Source organism: Brevibacterium sp. UCMA 11752 (genome assembly GCF_021532235.1).
In the GTDB taxonomy this organism is placed as follows: domain Bacteria; phylum Actinomycetota; class Actinomycetes; order Actinomycetales; family Brevibacteriaceae; genus Brevibacterium; species Brevibacterium antiquum.
The window spans coordinates 2,487,756-2,509,691 of record NZ_JACBOS010000003.1 but is presented as its reverse complement, the minus strand read 5'-3'; the positions used below and the strand labels follow the sequence as shown (position 1 = coordinate 2,509,691).

Genomic DNA, 21,936 nt, shown 5'->3' with positions numbered 1-21,936 from the left:
GCAGCTCATCGACGTCCCATTCGAGCCGCGTGCCGAATGTCATCCTCAGGAGGAGACTCGCTTGTCTCAGAACGCACCATCCCCCGATGGCAGACTGCACGGTCGAGAACGTGTGAATTCCCGGATCGTCGGAATCTCACTGGCCGCCGCGCTGGGCGGATTCCTCTTCGGCTTCGACACAGCTGTCATCAACGGAGCCGTCGACGCCCTGGCAGAGGAGTTCGCCCTCAGCGCCGGACTGAAGGGCTTCGCCGTCTCCTCGGCGTTGCTGGCATGCGCGCTCGGAGCCTGGTTCGCCGGCTCTCTGGCCAATCGCTACGGCAGACTCCCCGTCATGGTCGTCGCGGCGGTCCTGTTCCTCCTCTCTGCCATCGGCTCGGGCCTGGCCTTCGGCGTCACTGATCTCATCATCTGGCGCATGATCGGCGGACTCGGCGTAGGCGCTGCCTCCGTCATCGCTCCTGCCTATATCGCCGAGGTGTCCCCCGCCCGAGTGCGTGGTCGCCTCGGGTCGCTGCAGCAGCTGGCGATCGTGACCGGTATCTTCGCGGCACTCCTGTCGAATGCGCTTCTGGCCTCACTGTCCGGAGGAGCCGCCGATCCGCTGTGGTTCGGAATCGAGACCTGGCGCTGGATGTTCATGGTCGAGGCACTCCCCGCTCTGGTCTACGGACTCATGGCATTGGGGCTTCCGGAATCTCCGCGGTTCCTTGTGGCCCGTGGCAGAGAGGACGAGGCCGCTCGAGTTCTGCGTGTCTTCACAGGGGTCACCGACACAGATTCCCTCATCGAACGGATCCGCGACTCGATCCGACGGGAGGACAAAGAGTCCTTCAAGGACCTCATCGGCAGACGGTTCGGCCTCAAGCCGATCGTCTGGATCGGAATCCTGCTGTCCGTGTTCCAGCAGTTCGTCGGCATCAACGTCATCTTCTACTACTCCACGACGCTGTGGAAGTCGGTCGGATTCGACGAATCCAGTGCCCTTCTGACCTCGGTCATCACCTCGGTGACGAACATCGTCGTGACGATCGTGACGATTCTCCTCGTCGACAAGGTCGGACGTCGGAAGATACTGCTGGCCGGTTCGTTCCTGATGGGCATCTCCCTGGCGATGATGGCGGTGTCATTCTCGTTCGCCGAGCTCGCCACCGCCGCCGACGGCACCACCAGCGCCCAGTTGGATGCACCGTGGTCGATCATCGCGCTGATCTCAGCGAATGTGTTCGTCGTCGGATTCGGTGCCACGTGGGGCCCTCTGGTCTGGGTGCTCCTGGGCGAGATGTTCCCCAACCGGATCCGTGCCGGTGCCCTGGCTGTGGCTGCAGCGGCCCAGTGGATCGCGAACTTCGCCATTTCGACGACGTTCCCGATCTTCTCCGATATCAGCCTGACCTTCGCCTACGGCTTCTACGCCTTCTTCGCGATACTCTCGTTCTTCTTCGTCTGGTGGAAGGTTCCCGAGACGAAGGGAATCGAGCTGGAGGACATGACCGAAGAGCTCACGGTGCGTCCACGCGACTGATTCCGCCGAGGCTGTCCCAGGGAGGACTGTCCCAGGGAGGGCCGGTCACGCCGAGGTGGTTCCGGGCAGGACCGGTCAGGCCGTTCCCTGGGCGGCGGGCTCAGTCTGCTCGTCCTTCTTCTTCAGCCCGATGAACAGGCCGAGGATGGCCAGGACGAAGACGGCGCCGAGCCCGATGGTCAGTCCGGGCTCCGCTTGGTAGGCCGTGGCCAGGGCCTTGAAGCCGATGAGGCCGACGGTCGAATAGATCAGGGCCCACAGGGACCCGCCGACGACGAGGGCGGGAAGATAGCGGCGATAGCTCATTCCGCTGGTTCCAGCCGCCAGATTGAGCACGGTCTGGACCCCGATCATGAGGAAGCTCACGGCGATCACCGGTGCCCCGAAACGCTCGATCATCGCTTCGGCTCTGCGGTACTTCGGACCGGACATGATCGTGTCGATGCGTTCGATCTTTCGAATGCCCTTGCGCGCCAACCGCCCCAGGAGGAAGGTTCCTCCCGCGCGGGCCAGGATGATGCCGAACAGGATGAGCCACGTAACGGCGATGGGAAACGACCAGTTCAGCGGGTTCATCGTGAATCGTCGTCCCTGCAGGCTGCTGCGTCTGGGGCTCCGCTGTCGGCACTGGCACCGGCACATGCACATGCACTGGCACTGGCACTGCACAGATGGTTTCGATTGCTCACGCCACGATTGTACGCCAGGTGAGGTTAGTCTTTCCTCACCTGGCGTACTCTCCCGCTGTCGTGCTCAGGCGTTCGGCCGGGCTCCTCAGATGAGGTCGCCACCCAAATGCACTGAGCTCACTCGCGACTCGATTCCTCTGACATCTTCGGTGCTGAGGTCACCGTCGACGACCACGAGGTCGGCGAGCGCCCCCTCAGCGATACGGCCGATGTTGTCGTGGCCCAGCAGTTCGGCTGCGACGGAGGTCCCTGCTGCCAGCGCTTCGGTGGTGGAGAGGCCGACGCCGGCGAGGAGACTGATCTCTTCGAGGTTCTCACCGTGCGGGCCGACACCGGCATCGGTGCCCATCGCGATCGTCACCCCCGCCTCGTGGGCCCTCGTGATCGACTCCTGGTGCGCCTCGATCACGGAGTGGGCCTTGTCGACCACGGACTGAGGCAGAGCCGATCCGGCCTCGGCGGCCTTGATCACCGCCTGCGGCGCCTGCAGGGTCGGGACCAGGAAGGTGCCGTTTTCGAGCATGAGATCGATGGCTTCGTCATCAAGGTAGATGCCGTGTTCGATGGAGCGCACTCCCGCGCGGACAGCATTCTTGATTCCCGGTGCGCCCTGCGCATGGGACATGACGTGCGCGCCCTGGGCAGCCGCCTCGGCGACGATGACTGCGATCTCAGCCTCGGTGAACTGGGAGTGCCGGGGATCATCACGCGGCGAGAGCACGCCTCCTGTCGAGCAGATCTTGATGTGATCGGCTCCCGCTCGCAGCAGCTCACGGGTCTTGCGCTGCACTCCTTCGAGACCATCGGCCACACCCGAGGGCCGGCCGGGGTGTGGGGCTAGGAATGGCGAATCGGCGCCCGAGACCAGGTGGAAGTCACCGTGCCCGCCCGTCTGGGACATGATGTTCACCGCAATCGACAGACGTGGACCGCGAACGATGCCCGTCTCGACGGCGACCTTCGCACCGAGGTCGGTGCCACCGGCATCGCGCACGGTGGTCACTCCGCCCTTGAGCGTCTTCTCCATATTCTCGACGGAGTTGTAGAACTGCAGCGAGAACGGATCATGGAATGACGAGGAGTTGCTGGCCCCGGTGCTCATCAGGTGCACGTGGCAGTCGATGACGCCGGGAATGATCGTCTTGCCGGCACAGTCGACATAGGCGTCTCCGGCATCGTGTGAGCCCTGTCCGCCCTCGGTGACCGAAGAGATCGCTCCTCCGTCGACGACGATGTCTCGCAGCCCCGGTAGGAATCTGGTTCCGTCGAAGACCTTGGCGTTCTTGAAGACTGTGACCATTGGCGTTCTCCTCATCATTGAAAATAGTGCAGGTGGATTAAGGATAATGAAGAGCCTGCACCATAGTGAACAAGCTCACTGTCTGAGATGTCATCACCGCTCTGTTCACGTTCGAGACACCTTGTCGATATATAGTCTTGGTCGGTGACTGGCGGCACGCACGCCGTCGTCCATCTCCAGCCCCGACCCGGAAGTCCTGTGACCATACATTCGGCTCAATTCCCCGCGATTTCGCGACCACGCGAGGACCGCACGCTCATCGACGTCCTCCTCGAGGTTGCGGGCGCACATGGTGATCAGCCCGCAATCGATGACGGGCGCGGCGTTCTCAGCTATTCCGAACTGATCCTCGAGATCCGTGATCTCGCTCTCCAATTGGCCGCTGCTGGCATAGGACCGGGAGACAAGGTCGGCATCCGAGTGCCTTCCGGCTCCGCCGATCTCTACGTCTCCATCCTGGCCACGATGATGCTCGGCGCTGCGTACGTTCCCGTCGACGTCGACGATCCCGATGAGCGTGCGCACACAGTCTTCACCGAGGCGGCTGTCACCGGCGTCATCACCGCCGACCGAGCGATCGAGTCGCGAACCGATCGGGGTCCGCTCGCACGATCTGAGCTGCGTCGCCCGACCCCCGACGATGACTGCTGGGTCATCTTCACCTCCGGATCGACGGGCAAGCCGAAGGGCGTGGCCGTCTCCCACCGCAGTGCGGCCGCATTCGTCGACGCCGAGGCGGCGATGTTCTGTCAGGAGGAGCCGCTGGGACCCGGAGATCGAGTGCTGGCCGGTCTGTCCGTGGCCTTCGACGCCAGCTGTGAGGAGATGTGGCTGGCTTGGCGACATGGCGCCTGTCTGGTCCCGGCGCCCCGTGCCCTTGTGAAGTCCGGGATGGACCTGGGGCCGTGGCTGTCCTCACGTGGCATCACCGTCGTCTCGACCGTTCCCACCCTCGCAGCACTGTGGCCCGCCGACAGTCTCGATGCCGTGCGTCTCCTCATCTTCGGCGGTGAGGCATGTCCGCCCGAACTCGGGCGCAGGCTCAGCGATGAGAGTCGCGAAGTCTGGAACACCTATGGCCCCACCGAGGCGACCGTGGTGGCCTGCGGGGCACAACTCGATGGCTCCGAGCCTGTTCGGATCGGACTGCCCCTGGACGGCTGGTCCCTGGCCGTCGTCGATGCGGCAGGCATCCCGGTCGCTGACGGCCAGACCGGTGAGCTCATCATCGGCGGGATCGGTCTGGCCCGCTACCTGGACCCGGCCAAGGACGCCGAGAAGTACGCTCCGATGCCGACCCTCGGCTGGGACCGAGCCTATCGTTCGGGCGACCTCGTCATCAGCGACCCCGAGGGGCTGATCTTCGTCGGCCGCGCCGATGAGCAGATCAAGCTCGCCGGCCGTCGCATCGAGCTCGGTGAGATCGACGCCGCCCTCCAGGCCCTGCCCGATGTCGAAGGTGCTGCGGCCGCAGTGAAGCAGACTCCGGCGGGCTCGGACATCCTCGTCGGCTACATCGCGTCGAGCACGGCGAATCTCGGGGACCGCATCTCCGAATGGGAACAGGCTCTGCGGGCCGAGCTTCCTGCGGCTCTTGTGCCGCGATTGACGCTCATCGACGAACTACCGACGAAGACCTCAGGCAAGGTCGATCGCAACGCACTGCCTTGGCCGATGGGCGAGGGCGCCGAGACCGAGGACAGCTCCGAGACCTTCGAGCCCGAGGTCGAGTGGATCGCCGAACAGTGGTCGGCAGTGCTCGGATCACGGCCGGGATCAGACAGCGACTTCTTCACCTCTGGCGGCGGCTCACTGGCAGCTGCGCAGATGGTCTCCCGACTGAGGACCCAGCATCCCAGCGTCACCGTCGGCGACGTCTATGCCCACCCGCGCTTCGGCGCACTCGCGAATCTGTGCCGCTCCGACGACGGAGCCGCGGCGGGCGCCGGGCGCCCGAAGCGGACGATCACACGGACCTCGAGGGGGATGCAGGTCTTCCAGACTCTGCTCGCGGTACCGGTCCACATCCTCGGCGGGGTCAGGTGGGTCGTCATCGCGATGGTGCTCGCGAATCTCGGCAGCAGCCTCGGCGCGGATCTCCCGGTCACCCCCTGGCCTGTGGTCATCACCCTGTTCCTCGTCTTCGTCACCGCGTGGGGCCGTATGCTCATCTCCGCCGGTGCCGCGCGCGCACTCATGCTCGGTATTCGTCCGGGTGACTATCCGCGGTCGGGGTGGGTGCATAAGCGCCTGTGGCTGGCCGAACACATCGCCGATCTCGCGGCGGCCGTCTCGGTGGCGAGTGCCCCATGGGTGACCTGGTACGCCAAGCTCCTGGGCAACCGGATCGGCTCCGATGCCGATCTGCACTCTGCTCCCCCGGTGACCGGTTTCCTGACTGTGGGCGAGGGCGCCGCAATCGAGCCAGAGGTCGATCTCAAGGGCTGGTGGGTCGACGGTGACCTGCTGCGCATCGGCACCATCGACGTGGGTGCCAACGTGACGATCGGAGCTCGCTCCACACTGATGCCGGGCACCCGAATCGGTGAAGGCGCACTGGTCGAAGCCGGATCGGCTGTGACCGGCAAGGTGCGCCGGAACCAATCCTACTCCGGCTCCCCCGCTGTCCGGATCGGCAAGGCCAAGAAGAGCTGGCCAGCTCCACCGCCTCGCCGTCGGCTGCCCTTCCTGCTCTATGCTGTGGGCTCTCAGCTCAACGCCGCTCTGCCCTATCTGGCTGCCGTACCGGGCATAGCGCTGATGATCGCGGTCTCAGGCATCGGCGTCGTCGAGTCCCCGTTGCTCGTTCTCGCCTGGTCCCCTCTCATCGCCTGCATCTGGTTCGTCTGCACGGCCCTGTTTATCCTCGTGTCGGTGCGGCTGCTGTCCATCGGAATGGAAGAGGGAGAGTTCCCGGTCCGTTCTGCGCACGGCTACCGTGTCTGGGCCACGGAGCGCCTCCTCGACTTGGCCCGTGATCTCCTCTTCCCCCTCTATGCCTCGATGCTCACCCCGTGGTGGCTGCGACTGCTCGGAGCGAAGGTGGGTCCGGGCACCGAGATCTCAACGGTGGTGTTCGTCCCCAAGATGACGACCATCGCCGCGGGTGCGTTCCTGGCCGATGACACCATGGTGGCCAGTTACGAACTCGGTCACGGGTGGATGCGAGCCGGCAAGGCGAAGGTCGGCAAGCGCGCCTTCCTCGGCAACTCGGGCATCGCCTCCCCTGGACGGCGAGTGCCCAAGAACGCACTGGTTGCTGTGCTGTCGGCGGCCCCGGCGAAGGCGAAGAAGGGCTCGTCGTGGCTCGGCTCTCCCCCTGTGCAGCTGCGCAGGGCAGCCGTCGATGCCGATGAGGCGCTGACCTATGCCCCGAAGCTCGGCGTCAGATCGGCCCGGGCGTTCTTCGAGACCCTGCGGATCACCTCGGTGATGGTCGCCGGTGCACTCGTCGCCGCGGTCCTCCTCACGATCGAGTTCCTCCTCGGACTGCCGGAAGCGGGGTCGTCTGCAGCCGGTACGGGCGCGACGGACGCAGCAGGTGGCGCGGCTGGTGGCGCGGCTGGCGATGGCGGATCGTTCCTGGCCTCTGTCGGGCTCGCCCTGCTGACTTCGGGCATCGTGATGATGGCCGCTGGTGCGGTGGCGGCGGGACTTGCCATCGCGGCCAAGTGGATCTGCGCCGGTCCCATCAGGGCCGGCGAGCATCCCCTGTGGTCATCGTTCATCTGGCGCAACGAGGTGGCGGACTGCTTCGTCGAGCTCATCGCCGCACCATGGTTCGCCCGGAATGCCGTGGGGACTCCCGCCATTGTGTGGTACCTGCGGGCCATGGGAGCGAAGATCGGCCACGGAGTGTGGTGCGAAAGCTACTGGCTGCCCGAAGCCGACCTGGTCAGCCTGGGAGACAACTCCACGATCAACCGCGGCTGCGTGGTCCAGACCCATCTCTTCCACGACCGGGTCATGAGCTTGGACACCGTCGAGTTGGAGCAGGGATCGACTCTGGGGCCCAACAGCGTGATCCTGCCCGCCTCCAGATTGGGCACCAATTCCACGGTGGGTTCGACCTCCCTGGTCATGCGCGGAGAGTTCGTGCCGGCCCACGCCTATTTCAGCGGCAATCCTGTCATACCCTGGGTGGATGCACCAGAACTTCCTGAGGGCGGATCCAGCGAGCCCGAAGCAACCGCAAGGCGGCACCACGATGCTTGATCCCTACACCCCGAACGTCGGCAGCGCCGAGCTCACCATCGACCACTACGATCTCGACCTCGACTACCGGATCGGGCCCAACCGCCTCTCCGCGCACGCGAGCCTGACGGGTCGTGTGCTGCAGGAGACGAAGACGATCCTCCTGGACCTCACAGGTCTGCGAGTCACGAAGGCCGCCGTCAACGGCAAGAAGGTTCGGTACTCCACGCGGGGCAAGAAGCTGCGCCTGACGACAGATTCCCTGCCGAAGAACCAGCCGGTGCGCATCGACGTCTCCTATGTCGGTAACCCGCAGCCCGCGATCGGACCCTGGGGTGACGTGGGCTGGGAGGAGCTCGAGGACGGTGTCCTCGTGGCCGGGCAGCCCGTCGGCGCCTCAACCTGGTTCCCCTGCAACGACCACCCCTCGGACAAGTCGAAGTACCGCATCCGTGTGCTCACGGAATCCGAATACACGGTCGTGTCCAACGGAGAACTCGTCGACAAGGTTCGCAAGGCCGGCCGCACGGCATGGACCTACGAGTCACAGACCCCCCTGGCGACCTATCTGGCCACGGTGCAGATCGGCCGCTACCGGCATACCCAGATCGACTCCGAGGATGGTGCTGCGCCTTCTCCTGTCTCCCTGGGCCTCTACGCCGGTGAGCATTGGACCGCAGCGTCCACTCGTCTGCAGATCCAGCACTCCATGATGAACGAGTTCATCGAACGGTTCGGTCCCTACCCCTTCGACCGCTACGACGTGGTCGTGACCGACGACGAGCTCGAGATCCCCCTTGAGTCACAGCCTCTGTCCGTGCTCGGGCCCAACCATCTTGGCAAGGAGTGGGAGGCCGAGCGACTCGTCGCCCATGAGATGGCCCATCAGTGGTTCGGGAACTCGCTGACGCCTCGGCGCTGGTCAGACATCTGGCTCAATGAGGGCTTCGCCTGCTATTCGGAATGGCTGTGGTCGGAGGCATCGGGCCGCAGCAGCGCGCATGAGTGTGCGCAGACCTGGCGGGAGGCTCTGGCGAACGAGCCGCAGGACTTCGTACTCAGCGACCCGGGCGGTCCCGATATGTTCGATGACCGTGTGTACAAGCGCGGTGCACTCTGCTTGCACGCACTGAGGCTCGAGATCGGCGATGAGGACTTCTTCGCTGCGATCTCCGAGTGGACGACGAAGCATCGTCATTCTTCGGTCGATACCTCGGATTTCCTCGAGTGCATCTCTGGTGTGGTCGGCCGCGACCTCGCCGAGGTTGTCCGGCCGTGGCTATTCGAAGAGGACCTGCCCGAGTTGGCCTAGCCGGTTCGGCTAGTTCAGCTAGTTCGGCTGGCTGGGCTGGCTGGGCTGGTTCGGCTGGCTCCTGATTTCATTGCTGACCTCGGTTCAGTCACTTGAGCTGGCGGACGAGAATATCGGCGTCTCCATTGCGCCCGACCGTGACGAACCCGCGGTCGTGGTAGAGACGAGCCGCGCCGTTTCCGTCCTCGACGGACAGACTGACGGCCGGGAAACCGCTCATCTTCGCCAAGGTGCACACCACGTCGAGGAGCATGCCGCCGATTCCCTGGGACTGATGATCGGGCAGAACCGCCAATGACAGCTCTGGGATGTCCCCGGCTACCCAGCCGTACCCGGTGAAGCGCGAACGCGCCTCGGCGGTGGTGTCGGTTGACTTTTCGATCACTGCATCGAACGCGGCCAGACGCAGCCATGCGAGACCGATGATCTCCGGGTCTGAATCCGCGGCACCGGCCTGTCCGTCGCTAGACTGGTCTCCGGTGAACTGGTCGTCGGTGGGCTCCTCGTCGGCAGGCTGGTTTTCGGCGGCGTCTCCACCGTTCGGGTCCTTCGCATAGGCGGCCACCGCAATATCACCCTCGCGCCCCCAGTCCTTGAAGTAGAAGGCCGCATCGTCGCGCTCGAGGAGTTCATCGACGTCGATCCTCGGCTTGTCCATCGACCAGTTGAAGCACAGATCGAGGAAGGGTAAGAATGCCTTGTCTGGGGTCCCTGGACCCAGCGGGCGGATCCGTGACCTGAGTTCGGTCCGGCGGGCCGCCTCGGCGGAATCCTGGTTCTGACGTTCGTTCATGAGGTTCCTTTCTCGACCGCACGAGCGATCCAACTGCGATTGCGCACCCGCCATCCCAACGTCAGCGCCCGGAGGCCGACGAAGCCGATGCAGAACGCGGCCCACAGGCCCAGAGCACCGGGCCAGTAGAGGACGATCGGAATCAGCAGGATCGCATATCCGCCCACAGCAACCAATTGTGCCAGAGCCAGATATCTGGCGTCCTCGGCACCCATGAGGACGCCGTCGAGGACGAATACATAGCCGGCGATGGGCATGCTCAGGGCCAGCACGGGAAGGAGACTCGTCATCAGTGCGACGACTGCCGGGTCCGAAGAGAAGCCGCGGGGGATGATTCCGGCACCTGCTAAGAGGATGAGACCGACGACGACCCCGAAGACGATGCCCCACAGACACAGCCTCCGGTTGATCGCGGCCACCGCGTCGACGTTCCGTGCGCCCAGCTGCAGTCCGATCAGGGCCTGACCGGCAATCGCCAGCGAGTCGAGGGCAAGTGCGAGAGCGAAGAAGATGCTCTGTGCGACTTGGATCGCGGCGAGCTCGGTCGTTCCCATAGCAGTGGCGAGGAAGACGAGGATGATCAGAGCCGCGCGCAGGGATGCATTGCGCACCAGCAGCCAACCGGAGGTCTTCGCCGAGGAGAGCACCCCGGACCAGTCAGGCCGAAAGGAGGCGTGGAAGCGTCGTGCCGCCCTGATCGAGATCGCCACGTAGACGGAGCACATCCCCGCTTGCGCGATGACGGTGCCCAGCGCAGAGCCGGCAACTCCCATATCGAGGCCGTAGATGAAGAGTGCGTTCAATCCGATGTTGGCGATGCATCCGACTGCAGCCACGATGAGTGGTGTGCGCGTGTCCTGCAGTCCGCGCAGGAGTCCTGTGGCGGCGATGACGACGAGCATGAAGGGCAGGCCCCACCAGGAGATGGCGAGATAGGAGTAGGCGCCCTCGCCGATCTCAGCGCCGGGTTCGAAGGCAGCGATCACCGGCTTGAGCAGAGGCAGCCCGATCGCCAGCAGCAGCACCGAGGTGCACAGAGCAAGCCAGATTCCGTCGAAACCCGCATTGATGGCACCGGAGCGGTCTCCGGCACCCATTCGCCTGGCGACCCGTGGGGTGGTGGCATAAGCGAGGAAGATCATCAGCCCGAGGACGGTCTGCAGAATCGTCGACGCGATCGCCAGCGATCCCAGTGCACCGGCGCCGAGGTGGCCGACCATGGCCGTGTCAGAGAGCAAGAAGATGGGTTCGGCGATCAGCGCTCCGAGGGCCGGAAGTGCCAAACGGAGAATGTCCTTGTCGATCGCTGCCACGGATCGAGTCTAACGAATCGGTGGCGCATCTTCTCGCGCCGGTTGCGCAGGCTCTCGCGCCGGTTGCGCAGGCTCTCGTGTCAGTGGCGAATGAGATCATATAACAACAAACAGGACTTGTCTTCCGGTAATGACCGAAGGAAGCACACAGACGTCTTACAGTGACGTCGCTAAGTGCTGGATCTGTTATTCTCCGGTTCGTTGTTCGTCTATTATTCGAATCTTACTGGCTTTACGTTCTATTCTTAGTTATACTGTGACTAGGCGCCAAATTATCAGCAGACTCCACATCGCAGTGGAGAGGAGGCGACGCGATGAAGCACATGGACGACGACAGCTCTCACTACGGTGTGCACTCGGACGACTCGAGCTCATCAGCCTTCAGCGGCCGCAGCCTTGATATCGATGAAGATTCGCCATTCAGCGACCTGTCGGCCGTCTACGCCTGCAGCGACCAGGCACAGTTTGCGGCACTTGACGCAACCAGCAGCATCTTCGCCCGAGAGGTTGCGCACTACCTTGGCCTCGCGGGTCCCGACCTGACGATTCCATACGACTTTGCGCCGCTCGCGGAGACCGTCCGCCGACACACCAGCCGCAAGCGCCCCCGCCGCCGTTCCGCGAAGAGCACGAAGGCGAGCGCCGAACCGGGCAACACGGGCACCTGGGGTGATGCGGGCGCCTCCGGTGACGCGAGTGGCGCGGGCACGGCTGGCACCGCTGACACCGCTAACGGGTCAAGCCGAAAGAAGGACCGTGGAGCGGGGCGAAGGATGCGTCGTGAACAGAGGGAAGCCCGAGAACATCCCGAACCGCTTCCCGACTTCCCTGCGTACAGGCCCACGTCGACGTTCAACGGATGGTCGCATCAATACGCTTTTGCCGAAGACATCAGCGAATACTCGGCACTGCTCGGCGCGACTACGTCCGGAGCCTATAAACACATCACCTCTGCGATGACGTTGGTGCACGGGCTTCCGAAGTTCCACCAGCGCTGCACAGACGGAGATTTCACCATTGAACATGTTGCCTTTGTGACGCGTCGTTGCCGGGACGTCGCATTCAGATACCTGCCGAGCATTGATGACTATTTGGCCGACAGACGTGCGGATATCACAATCGAAACGTTCAAACGCTCTCTCGCGCTGAAGATCGCGGCGACCCAACCAGCGCAGGAGACCCTTGAGAAGGTCGCAGTTCGCCGCCGAGTCGATATCAGCACGGGTGATGACGGCACCGCCTACCTCACTCTCACCGGGCCGGCCCCAGAGCTCAACGCCTGCTATAGAAGAGTCGAAGCATTTGCTCGCTCCGTCTACAAGGGCAACACTTCCGCGTTCGGCGACCAGCTGAGCCCCGGGGAGTCATTCGAAGACGATCGCGGCATCGATGCGCTCATGCTCGACATATTCACTCGTACTCGGCCGCAGCTGAAACTGCGGATCACCAGCAACAACACCACAACTGGCGAGACGGCGAGTACCGACTTCCCGATCGACGGTCTGTTCGTGGGACCAGACGGGGTCCCCATGTCTCCCGAGGAATCTCTGCTCGCTTACATCGAGCGGACCTTCGGCCAGATGGACGACAAGGCCTCAGCACCGGCCGACGCCGAAAAGGACGATCAGAGGCAAGCATCGTCCGACGACTGGCTGCGCGACCCACGGTTCCTCGAAGCGCTGAAGAACAGCCGACCAGCACCCGGTACCCCTTTCTGGCCGACCGGGCTCGATCCTGATACAGCATTCGGCACTGACTCCTCGTCCGAACCTGACGGATCAAAGTGCAAAGTCGGCTACGAGGTTCTCCTCGACTTGCCGACCCATGAGTATTGGCTCTCCCACCAGGCGCGGACGACGATCACCGTTCCTATGTTCACGCTGCTCAGCCAGTTCCTGGCGGCCTCCGACGACGCAGCCAGCGCAGCAGAAACCACGGCTGCAGAAGGAACAGAGGCAGCCACGGCGACAGCGTCGACCACGTTCTCTCCGACCGACACCGCTGGAAAGCAGTGGACCGACACAGATGTTTGCGATCTGGCCGGAATGCTTCCCGACGGCTCTCCCCTTCCAGCCGACATGGCGCGCCGGCTCGCCGGCTATGCATCGACATGGACACGGATCCTCACGGACCCAGCGACCGGCACGCCACTCGATGCCAAGGCAACCAGTTACACGATCCCCAACAGCATTCGACAGCCTCTCGCCGCCCAGTGGATGAACTGCACCATGCCCGGTTGCACTCGCCGTGCCGAGCTCACTGAGGTCGATCACATCATTCCCTTTGACCACGACAGTCCACAGAGCGGCGGCCACACTCGATTCGGCAATCTCCACAATCTGTGCAAGCTCCATCACCAAGCGAAGACAGACCGGAAATTCTCAGTCAGAATGACAGAGCCTGGGCGGCTCGAATACATTTTCAGGCACGGAATCTCCACCGAAGTCATGCCGCCCGACAATCCGATCAACGTCGAACACGCGAGGCTCTTCCTCAAGTATTTCGCCACAGCCCCGCCCCAGACGACTGATCCACCACCGGCTGAGTCTTCGACAGCCGCGTCCTCGACAGCTGCACCTCCAACAGCTGCGTCCTCGACGGGTCCTGCACCTCCGACGGGAGCCGCACGTCCGACGGAACCTGCCCCTGCTGACACAGAGAATCCGCCCAGGAAGAAGAACCGACCCAAGAAATCAGAGACGGCAGAAGAAAAGCCGTCGACCATGCAGTCACAAACTGCACAGCCGACGGCTGGTCCCGCCGAAGGACTTCAGTCCCCCAGCCGGGCCGAATACACCGATCCCTTCTCCCGCCTACCCGGCCAGAACGCGAAGCAGTGGTTCTGGGACTCGGGTGAACAGCCACCGTTCTGATGGCTCGGCATGTTCCGATGGCCGAGTATGTTCTATTGGATCAGCCAACCCTGATGTACCGGCCGGCTTGGTGTTTCTCTCGGTTATATTGACTCAGCAGACTTCGAAGAGTCCCGCAGCACCCTGGCCGCCGCCGATGCACATCGTGACGACGACATACTTGACTCCGCGACGACGTCCCTCGATGAGAGCATGGCCGACAAGGCGACTACCGGTCATTCCGTAGGGGTGGCCGACTGAAATACCGCCACCATCGACGTTGTACTTCTCGGGATCAATGCCCAACCGGTCACGGCAGTAGAGAGCCTGCACCGCAAATGCTTCGTTGAGCTCCCATAGTCCGATGTCATCGATCGACAGCCCCTGCGCCTTGAGCAGCTTCGGAATCGCGAAGACGGGCCCGATCCCCATTTCGTCGGGATCACAGCCAGCCACTGCCATACCTCGATAGATGCCCAGTGGCTCCAGGCCTCGCCGACTCGCCTCATCGCCCGACATCAGCACTGAAGCAGAAGCGCCGTCGGAAAGCTGTGAGGCATTGCCCGCAGTGATGCTCGGAACCTTGGACGCATCGCCGGGCTTGAGCACGGGATTCAATCCTGCCAAGCTCTCCAATGTCGTCGATGGGCGGTTCCCCTCGTCGCGCTCAAGCGTCACCTGCTGGGTCGACGATTCCTTTGTCTCCTTGTCGACGACGATCTTCGTCGTCGGCAACGGTACGATCTCATCGTCGAACCGGCCGGCCTCCTGAGCGGCGGCAGTACGTTGCTGCGAAGACAGCGAGTATTCGTCCTGCGCTTCACGACTGATGCCATACCGTTCTGCAACCACCTCGGCGGTGGCGAGCATCGGGTAGTAGATTCCGGGAACATGTTCGACCAGCCACGGGTCCTGCGCCCGGTACATGTTCATCTTGTCGTTCTGCACCAGCGACACCGACTCAACGCCGCCGCCGACTGCGATCTCCTGACCGTCGAAGAGAATCTGCTTCGCTGCCGTCGCAATGCCCATCAGACCGGAGGAACACTGACGGTCGATCGTCATTCCGGGGACCGTTGTGGGGAGTCCTGCTCGGAGTGCCGCTTGGCGCGCGACGTTGGTGGACTGGCTGCCCTGCTGGAGGGCCGCACCGAGGATGACGTCGTCGACTTCGCCCCCTTCCAGACCAGCCCGTGAGACAGCGTGAGAAATGGCGTGGCCAGCAAGTTCCTGGGCCTGAGTGTTGTTGAACGCTCCTTTGTACGCCTTTCCGATCGGAGTTCTGGCGGTGGAGACGATAACTGCTTCGCGCATGACGTGCCTTTCTTCAGTGTGGTGCGCCGGACCTGAGTTCGCCGCGATGATCGTGGAACCAGAATTCGCTGCGGGTCAGTCCTTCGGCCCTCCGGCCACATAGATGACCTGACCGGAGACGAATCCGGCGCCTTCGGAAGCGAGGAATGAGGCGGTGTGGGCAATGTCTTCGGGTTTTCCCGTGCGCGCCACAGGAATCTGGCCGACTCCCGCTGCGATGAAGTCCTCATAGTTCACGCCCATCCGCTCAGCGGTGGCTTTGGTCATATCTGTTTCGATAAGGCCGGGTGCAATCGCGTTTGCCGTGACCCCGAACTTGCCGAGTTCGATCGACCAAGTCTTCGTCATCCCCTGGATCCCCGCCTTGGCAGCAGAGTAGTTCGTCTGCCCACGGTTGCCCTGCGCCGATGTCGACGACATCGACACGATGCGCCCGAATTTCGCTTCCACCATGTATGACTGAACGGCCTTGGTCATCAGGAATGCCCCGCCGAGGTGAACGGAGAGGACCTTCTGGAACTCCTCATGAGTCATCTTGAACAGCAGGTTGTCCCGGAGAATGCCGGCATTGTTGACGAGGACAGTCGGAGCGCCGAGAGTCTCCGCGACAGTCTTCACGGCGGACTCGACAGAAGCCTCGTCAGAGACATCGGTGTCGACTCCCAGCCCCTTCATACCTGCGGATTCGACAGCCTTAACCGAGTCTTCGGTGGGGCCCATGTCGAGGATCGCGACGTTCATTCCGTCCGAGGCCAGGCGCTGGGCGATGGCGGCTCCGATGCCGCGGCCGCCACCAGTGACGATTGCTGTCCGAGTCATGACGATTTTCCTCCGAGATGATTGTTCGTAGTTGATGACGAGGAGGGTGACCTGGATCTCACCACTCGCAAGTTCCACCATAGACCACAACGGTAACTGAACGATTGTTTGCTCAAACATTGGACAGCAGATTTCACCCGACTTCGCCAGATGCCGACGTCAGCGCGAACCAGGTGCATGCCAGGGACGAACCGGGGCTACAAGAACGAAGGACAGATGTCAGCGATTTCGGAAATGCGATTGACATCACATTTGATGATGTATAGGTTCCTTCCTAAGCCTCAATCGAATATTCGTTCAGATTGGCTTCGGGCTTCCGCTCAGGTATCCCGACAACCTTGAGGAGCGCTGTTGCTCCGTCTCACTTTTCAAAGGAGAAAAGATGACCTCAATCCCGCGAAGGGCGAGCCGTCCTGTGCTTGCGGCGGCCGTGATCAGCACATTCGCACTGACCCTCGGCGCCTGTGGTGGGGGCGGTGGAAGCGGCGACTCCGGTGGCGACGGCTCGGTCGTCATCGGCTATACCGGCCCCCTGAGCGGCGGCGGCGCGGCCTATGGAGAGAACGTCCAGACGGGCCTCCAGATGGCTGTCGATGACCTCAACAAGGATGGGCTCGAGGTCGACGGGAAGAAGGTCACCATCGAGCTCAAATCCCTTGATGACAAGTACGCGCCCTCCACCGCGGCCAGCAACGCTCAGCGACTGGCAGACCAGGACAAAGCGCCAGTCGTCGTCTCCCCCAACGCCGGCGCGATCAAAGCGATTCAGCAGATCAACAACGGCCGATCCAAGTTCATGATCTCCGCCTACACCTCGGATCCCGCCATCGTGCAGTCTGACAATCCGCTGACGATGATGATTCCGCCGAATTTCGAGTCCTACGCCAAGCCGTTCACCGAACAGGGAATGAAGAATGGCGGCAAGAAGCTCGCGCTGCTCGGCACACAGAGTGAATACGGTCAGCAGTGGACCAAGGCAATCACGGACGAGTGGAAGAAGGCGGACGGCAAGATCGGCTCAGACAACAGCATCGACTACGCCACCGTGTCTGACTTCGCGGGCCCAGTCTCGAAGGCTCTGTCCGAGAAGCCGGACAGCATCTTCGTCGGTGGCCCCTCACAGCCGACCGCGCTGATCATGGAAGAAGCGAAGAAGCAGGGCTTCAAGGGCAGCTTCCTCGTCATGGACCAGGCGAAACTCGACGAGATGGCGACCGTGACGAAGCCCAAGAACCTGACGAACTCCGTCGGAGTGCTGCCTGTCAAGGAATACGAAGATCCGGGCACGGAGGGCTTCCTGAAGAAGTTCGCGGAGGTTGCCGGTGAGAAGAAGGTGGCGACCAGCGAGACGGCGCTGAACTATCAGAGCATCGCCATCATCGCCAAGGCGATGGAGGTCGCGGGGACCACCAGCGATCCCGAGAAGATCCGGGCGGCAGTGCCGGATGCGCTGAGCAAGGTCGACGACAAGTACAAGGTCAACGGCTTCCCGACCAAAATCACTGATCAGGGGCATCTGATGAATCCTGACTTGGAGGTCACCTACCTGGACAAAAACGAGAAGTACACGAAGGTACCCGTCGAACAGGTTTCCGACGCCAAGTAGTCACCATCGTCGGCGCTTCCCACAGCGGGGTATGAGCTTCATGCCCCGCTGTCGCGCCGTCTGACGTCCTGTGAGGATTCGCTTCATGACACTTTTCACCCAACAGCTCTTCAACGGCGTTGCACTCGGCGGTGTGTACTGCCTTGCCGCAATCGGCCTGACCCTGGTCTTCGGCGTCCTGCGCATTCCCAACCTCGCGCACGGTTCGCTGTATATGCTCGGCGCCTACGTCACGTACTTCTTTCTGACCACTGTCGGAGTGCCTTACGTGGCTGCCATCGGCATTGCAGCGCTCATCTTGTTCGTCCTCGGTGTGCTGCTCGAACGCTTGGTCTTCCACCCTCTGCGCAACTCACCGCACACTCATCACATGATTGCCGCCATCGGCGCCATGTTCTTCTTCCAGGCCGTCGCGCAGGCGATCTGGGGTGCTGATTTCCGGCGAATGGAGACACCGATCTCCGGAAGCCTGAGTATTTTGGGCGCAGAGATCTCCGCGCAGCGCATCGTGATCATCGTGACTGCAGTCGTTGTGCTCTCCCTTCTGACCTGGTTCATCAAACGGTCCATTCACGGCCAGACGATCGAGGCCATCGAGCAGGATCGGACCGGAGCCGCTCTGGTCGGAATCAACCCCGCGATGGTCTCGATGCTCACCTTGGGCCTATCGGCACTTCTGGTGACAATCGCCGCCGGCCTCGTGTCTCCCATCAACCTCCTCTCCCCCACCATGGGTGATTCGCTCAACCTGAAGGTGTTCGCGATCATCATCCTCGGCGGGCTGGGTTCACTGCCGGGCGCCATCGTCGGCAGCTTCGCGCTTGCGATCGCCGAGACGATGACATCGACGTACATCTCCTCGGCTGTCGGCGAGGCAGTGGCCTTCATCGTTCTGGTCGCGGTCCTGGCGATCAAACCCACAGGCCTGTTCGCAAAGGCGGTGCAGCGATGAGTGCATTGAAGAATCCTCGAATCATCGGAACCTTGGCCGTACTGCTCATCATTGCCCTGACACCAGTGGCATTCGGCGATGAGAATTACATCATGCGAGTGATCACCGTCGGCCTGTGTTCGGCGATTGCGGTCTACGGAATGAACATCATCCTCGGCTTCACGGGGCAGCTGTCTCTGGCCCAAGGCGGCTTCTTCGGCATCGGAGCATACACAGTCGGCTTGCTGACAACCGATTTCGACTGGTCCTTCTGGCAGGCTTTCCTCGTTGGAGTGGTCGGCACTTCTGCCATCGGGTACCTGTCCGGACTGATCGCACTGCGCACGAAGGACGAGTACTTCGCCATCTTCACGATGGCCATCGGCTTCATCATCTACCTGACCATCAGCCGGTGGGAGGCGGTGACTCACGCCCATTCCGGCGTCAACAATGTGAAGTTCCCCGAGGCAGGAGACCTCGTGGACTTCAGCAATCCGACAGCGATGTTCTACCTCGTCTTCATCATTCTGCTGATTTGCGTCTACATCACCTACGCGATTCGACGCTCCAGCGTTGGACGCACGCTGCTGACGATCCGAACCAGCGAGGACCTTGCCGATGCGATCGGCGTCAATGTGGGGCTGAGCAAACAGCTCGCCTTCGCCGCCTCGGCGTTCTTCGGCGGGATCGGCGGCGGCCTCTACGCCTCCGTGGTCGGTTTCATCGGCCCCGATGCGGCAACCGTGGACAAGACCTTCGAGTTCCTGATGTTCATCCTTGTCGGAGGAATGGGCACTGTCGCGGGGCCACTGGTGGGCACCATGATTGTGACCTTCCTGTTCGAACTCTTCCAGGACTTCCAGGCCTACCGTTTCATCGTGCTCGGACCCATCATCATTGCTCTTGTGATCTTCGCACCTCGCGGAATCGTGGGGTATCTGGGCGGGTTCATCGACAAACGAGCTCGGAAGCGACGAATCGGTTCCGCCCACAAGGATGGGGCTGTCCACAAGGATGGGACTGTCCACAAGGATGGGCCTGCCCAGTCGTACAGCACCGCACAGGCAGACGGCTCCACTCGTGATGGCGCTGCTGAGCCCAGGGGAACGGCTGCTGACACCATCACCACCGACGATGAGGAGAAGTGATGCTGCTCGAAATTCGAGGGCTCGGGAAGCGCTTCGGCGGCCTCGATGCCGTGAAGAACATCGATCTCGATGTGCAGGAAGGACAGATCACCGCTGTGATCGGCCCGAATGGTGCCGGCAAGTCGACGCTGTTCAATCTCATCCACGGGTTCTATCGCCCCACAGCCGGAACCGTGTCCTTCAACGGTCGTGATATCACTCAGTCGTCTCCGCACAACTCGGTCAACGGGGGTATTGCGCGAACCTTCCAGACGACGCACCTCTTCGACGATTCCACGCTGTTGGAGAACGTGTTGGCCGGTCGCATCGTGCGTTCCAAGTCCAATGTGTTCGACGCGATCTTCCACACTCCACGGCATCGACGCGAATCGGCGCTCAACCACGACAAGGCGCTCGAGGCACTCGATTTCTGCGGTGTCGCCGAGTTCCGCCACGATCTTGCTTCAAATGTGCCGCAGGAAGTGCAGAAGCGCACGGCCGTGGCCATGGCGTTGGCGACGGAACCGGAGCTGATACTCCTCGACGAGCCGGCTGGAGGCATTCCCGAGGAGGAGACGACGGACTTCGGCAACCTCATCCGTTCCCTGCCCAGTCGCGGGGTGTCGGTGCTGTTGGTCGAACACAAGATGTCGATGATCATGGACCTGGCGGACACGATCCTCGTCCTCGACCACGGCCAGAAACTGGCGATCGGCTCTCCCTCGGAGATCCAGAGCAATCCAGACGTGATTCGTGCCTACCTGGGGTCGACCAAGGATGAGGAGAACTGATGCTTTCTCTGGAGAACGTAAGTGTCGGCTATGACGCGACTGATGTGCTGCACGGGGTGAGCATCACCGCTCGGCCCGGTGAGCTGACGGTGATCCTTGGGGCGAACGGGTCTGGGAAGACCACCTTGTTCAAAACCATCAGCGGTCTTCTGCGAACTCGGTCGGGAACGATCGAATACGACGGGCAGACGATCCAACGGACGCGCCCCAACAGCATCGTCAAACGCGGCATCGCACACTGCCCCGAGGGGCGGCATCTGTTCGGGAAGATGTCAGTGGAGAAGAATCTTCGGCTGGGCACGTACCCGCATAGGGACCGCACCCGCACCGAGGAGATCCTGAGCGAAGTGCTCGAGCTGTTTCCCATTCTGAAGGAGAAGTCAGCCCAGCCGGCAGGTTCGTTGTCAGGCGGGCAGCAGCAGATGGTGGCGATCGGTCGATCACTGATGTCGGATCCCAGTCTGCTGATCTTGGACGAGCCGTCTATGGGGTTGGCTCCCCTAGTTGTCGAACAGGTGCTCGAGTCGATTGCCCAGATCAACAGGAACGGGATCGGTGTGCTGCTCAGTGAGCAGAATGCGAAGGCTTCATTGGCGATCGCTCACCGCGGCTATGTGCTGGCAGAAGGACGCGTAGTGCTCGCCGATGATGCCGAGAGGCTGCTCGACAATCCCCAGGTGCAGGCAGCCTACCTGGGGCTGTGAGCGAGCTGGTTCGAACCACTGGAGCTCGTTCGAGCCGCTGACGCTCATTCGAAGCGTGAAACGTCTCCGGCCCCGACGCGTGCGACCTCTGGTTCCCGACCGGTGAAGTCGATGACGGAGGTGGGAACTGTTCCCGGCACTCCCGACTCGATGACTACATCCACATCGTGGCCGATCTGATCGACGACATCGTCGGCCTGGGTCAGCGGGTCCTCTGCGCCAGGCAGCAGCAACGTCGATGACAGAATGGGTTCGCCCATTGCCTCAACAAGTGCCAGAGCTGTGACATTCTCCGGGATCCGCGCACCGACCGAGTGCTTTTTGGCGTGCATCATACGACGTGGGACTTCCTTCGTCGCCTTCATGATGAATGTGTAGGGTCCCGGGGTCATCGACTTGATGACCCTGAAATCAGAGTTGTCGACGATCACGAACTGTCCCAGCTGCGCGAAGTCGCGGCACATCAGAGTGAAGTGATGTTTCGAGTCCAACTGTCGGATGCGGGTGATCCGCTCGATCCCGGCCTTGTTGTCTAAGGCACAGCCCAACGCATAGCACGAGTCTGTGGGGTAGGCGATCAGTCCGCCGTCGCGCAGAGTCTGCACGGCCTTGTCGATCATTCGGTTCTGTGGATTCTCAGGATGAATATTCAGTAGTGTCGCCATA

At 62.4% G+C, this 21,936-nt stretch carries 16 protein-coding genes; 9 read left to right on the top strand and 7 right to left on the bottom strand.

Translation table 11 applies throughout. From position 1 onward, the window contains the following. Positions 1-124 precede the first annotated feature (124 nt). Entirely contained in the window at positions 125-1,525 is a 1,401-nt protein-coding gene (locus HU144_RS11140; RefSeq protein WP_235352689.1) for a sugar porter family MFS transporter, read from the top strand. Between the two features lie 75 nt (positions 1,526-1,600). On the opposite strand, the gene HU144_RS11135 is transcribed toward HU144_RS11140, so the two are convergent. Continuing rightward, positions 1,601-2,101 carry a DedA family protein gene (locus tag HU144_RS11135; protein ID WP_235351400.1) on the bottom strand — a complete coding sequence of 167 codons (501 nt, stop codon included), beginning with the start codon at positions 2,099-2,101 and terminating at the stop codon, positions 1,601-1,603. Between the two features lie 198 nt (positions 2,102-2,299). Further along, positions 2,300-3,514: a metal-dependent hydrolase family protein gene (locus HU144_RS11130; RefSeq protein WP_235351399.1), complete on the bottom strand. Its 1,215-nt coding sequence runs from the start codon at positions 3,512-3,514 to the stop codon at positions 2,300-2,302. A gap of 198 nt (positions 3,515-3,712) precedes the next feature. Here HU144_RS11130 and HU144_RS11125 point away from each other — a divergent pair, with 198 nt between their 5' ends. Continuing rightward, complete coding sequence (locus HU144_RS11125) at positions 3,713-7,729, top strand: non-ribosomal peptide synthetase (RefSeq protein ID WP_235351398.1); 4,017 nt, start codon at positions 3,713-3,715, stop codon at positions 7,727-7,729. Continuing rightward, the gene (locus tag HU144_RS11120) at positions 7,722-9,020 is read left to right on the top strand and encodes a M1 family metallopeptidase (protein ID WP_235351397.1); all 1,299 of its coding nucleotides are present in this window, start codon (positions 7,722-7,724) and stop codon (positions 9,018-9,020) included. Before HU144_RS11125 ends, HU144_RS11120 begins: the two co-directional genes overlap by 8 nt. Before the next feature lie 88 nt (positions 9,021-9,108). Here the strand turns inward: HU144_RS11120 and HU144_RS11115 are convergent, their stop codons facing one another. Together HU144_RS11115 and HU144_RS11110 are read right to left on the bottom strand one after the other, a co-directional pair. Further along, positions 9,109-9,813, bottom strand: a complete 705-nt coding sequence (locus HU144_RS11115; protein ID WP_235351396.1) for a GNAT family N-acetyltransferase — start codon at positions 9,811-9,813, stop codon at positions 9,109-9,111. Next, positions 9,810-11,126, bottom strand: a complete 1,317-nt coding sequence (locus HU144_RS11110) for an MATE family efflux transporter (RefSeq protein ID WP_235351395.1) — start codon at positions 11,124-11,126, stop codon at positions 9,810-9,812. Before HU144_RS11110 ends, HU144_RS11115 begins: the two co-directional genes overlap by 4 nt. Positions 11,127-11,440: 314 nt before the next feature. On the opposite strand from HU144_RS11110, the gene HU144_RS11105 reads away from it, so the two are divergent. Next, a complete protein-coding gene (locus HU144_RS11105) occupies positions 11,441-13,999 on the top strand; it encodes an HNH endonuclease signature motif containing protein (RefSeq protein WP_235351394.1) in 2,559 nt (852 codons plus the stop codon). A gap of 93 nt (positions 14,000-14,092) precedes the next feature. Here HU144_RS11105 and HU144_RS11100 read toward each other — a convergent pair whose 3' ends face one another. Together HU144_RS11100 and HU144_RS11095 are read right to left on the bottom strand one after the other, a co-directional pair. Further along, positions 14,093-15,292: an acetyl-CoA C-acyltransferase gene (locus tag HU144_RS11100; RefSeq protein ID WP_235351393.1), complete on the bottom strand. Its 1,200-nt coding sequence runs from the start codon at positions 15,290-15,292 to the stop codon at positions 14,093-14,095. Between the two features lie 75 nt (positions 15,293-15,367). Further along, entirely contained in the window at positions 15,368-16,111 is a 744-nt protein-coding gene (locus HU144_RS11095) for an SDR family oxidoreductase (RefSeq protein ID WP_198396432.1), read from the bottom strand. Positions 16,112-16,493: 382 nt separating this feature from the next. Here HU144_RS11095 and HU144_RS11090 point away from each other — a divergent pair, with 382 nt between their 5' ends. From HU144_RS11090 to HU144_RS11070, 5 genes are all read left to right on the top strand, one after another. Beyond that, positions 16,494-17,717: an ABC transporter substrate-binding protein gene (locus HU144_RS11090; RefSeq protein WP_235351392.1), complete on the top strand. Its 1,224-nt coding sequence runs from the start codon at positions 16,494-16,496 to the stop codon at positions 17,715-17,717. Positions 17,718-17,802: 85 nt separating this feature from the next. Then, complete coding sequence (locus HU144_RS11085) at positions 17,803-18,669, top strand: branched-chain amino acid ABC transporter permease (RefSeq protein ID WP_235351391.1); 867 nt, start codon at positions 17,803-17,805, stop codon at positions 18,667-18,669. After that, positions 18,666-19,796, top strand: coding sequence for a branched-chain amino acid ABC transporter permease (locus HU144_RS11080; RefSeq protein ID WP_235351390.1), 1,131 nt, complete (start codon positions 18,666-18,668; stop codon positions 19,794-19,796). The genes HU144_RS11085 and HU144_RS11080 overlap by 4 nt, the downstream gene beginning before the upstream one ends. Continuing rightward, positions 19,796-20,566 (top strand): ABC transporter ATP-binding protein, encoded by a 771-nt coding sequence (locus HU144_RS11075; RefSeq protein WP_235351389.1) that lies wholly within the window; start codon positions 19,796-19,798, stop codon positions 20,564-20,566. The genes HU144_RS11080 and HU144_RS11075 overlap by 1 nt, the downstream gene beginning before the upstream one ends. After that, positions 20,566-21,270, top strand: a complete 705-nt coding sequence (locus tag HU144_RS11070; protein WP_235351388.1) for an ABC transporter ATP-binding protein — start codon at positions 20,566-20,568, stop codon at positions 21,268-21,270. The genes HU144_RS11075 and HU144_RS11070 overlap by 1 nt, the downstream gene beginning before the upstream one ends. A gap of 44 nt (positions 21,271-21,314) precedes the next feature. On the opposite strand, the gene HU144_RS11065 is transcribed toward HU144_RS11070, so the two are convergent. Continuing rightward, positions 21,315-21,935, bottom strand: coding sequence for an L-threonylcarbamoyladenylate synthase (locus tag HU144_RS11065; protein WP_235351387.1), 621 nt, complete (start codon positions 21,933-21,935; stop codon positions 21,315-21,317). Position 21,936: the final 1 nt, after the last annotated feature.

What these genes read in the sequence shown, in the direction of transcription:
- HU144_RS11115 (WP_235351396.1), bottom strand. Translation starts at nt 9,813, where the DNA reads ATGAACGAACGTCAGAACCAGGATTCCGCCGAGGCGGCCCGCCGGACC.
- HU144_RS11065 (WP_235351387.1), bottom strand. Translation starts at nt 21,935, where the DNA reads ATGGCGACACTACTGAATATTCATCCTGAGAATCCACAGAACCGAATG.
- HU144_RS11135 (WP_235351400.1), bottom strand. Translation starts at nt 2,101, where the DNA reads ATGAACCCGCTGAACTGGTCGTTTCCCATCGCCGTTACGTGGCTCATC.
- HU144_RS11085 (WP_235351391.1), top strand. Translation starts at nt 17,803, where the DNA reads ATGACACTTTTCACCCAACAGCTCTTCAACGGCGTTGCACTCGGCGGT.
- HU144_RS11130 (WP_235351399.1), bottom strand. Translation starts at nt 3,514, where the DNA reads ATGGTCACAGTCTTCAAGAACGCCAAGGTCTTCGACGGAACCAGATTC.
- HU144_RS11090 (WP_235351392.1), top strand. Translation starts at nt 16,494, where the DNA reads ATGACCTCAATCCCGCGAAGGGCGAGCCGTCCTGTGCTTGCGGCGGCC.
- HU144_RS11075 (WP_235351389.1), top strand. Translation starts at nt 19,796, where the DNA reads ATGCTGCTCGAAATTCGAGGGCTCGGGAAGCGCTTCGGCGGCCTCGAT.
- HU144_RS11100 (WP_235351393.1), bottom strand. Translation starts at nt 15,292, where the DNA reads ATGCGCGAAGCAGTTATCGTCTCCACCGCCAGAACTCCGATCGGAAAG.
- HU144_RS11070 (WP_235351388.1), top strand. Translation starts at nt 20,566, where the DNA reads ATGCTTTCTCTGGAGAACGTAAGTGTCGGCTATGACGCGACTGATGTG.
- HU144_RS11080 (WP_235351390.1), top strand. Translation starts at nt 18,666, where the DNA reads ATGAGTGCATTGAAGAATCCTCGAATCATCGGAACCTTGGCCGTACTG.
- HU144_RS11105 (WP_235351394.1), top strand. Translation starts at nt 11,441, where the DNA reads ATGAAGCACATGGACGACGACAGCTCTCACTACGGTGTGCACTCGGAC.
- HU144_RS11095 (WP_198396432.1), bottom strand. Translation starts at nt 16,111, where the DNA reads ATGACTCGGACAGCAATCGTCACTGGTGGCGGCCGCGGCATCGGAGCC.
- HU144_RS11120 (WP_235351397.1), top strand. Translation starts at nt 7,722, where the DNA reads ATGCTTGATCCCTACACCCCGAACGTCGGCAGCGCCGAGCTCACCATC.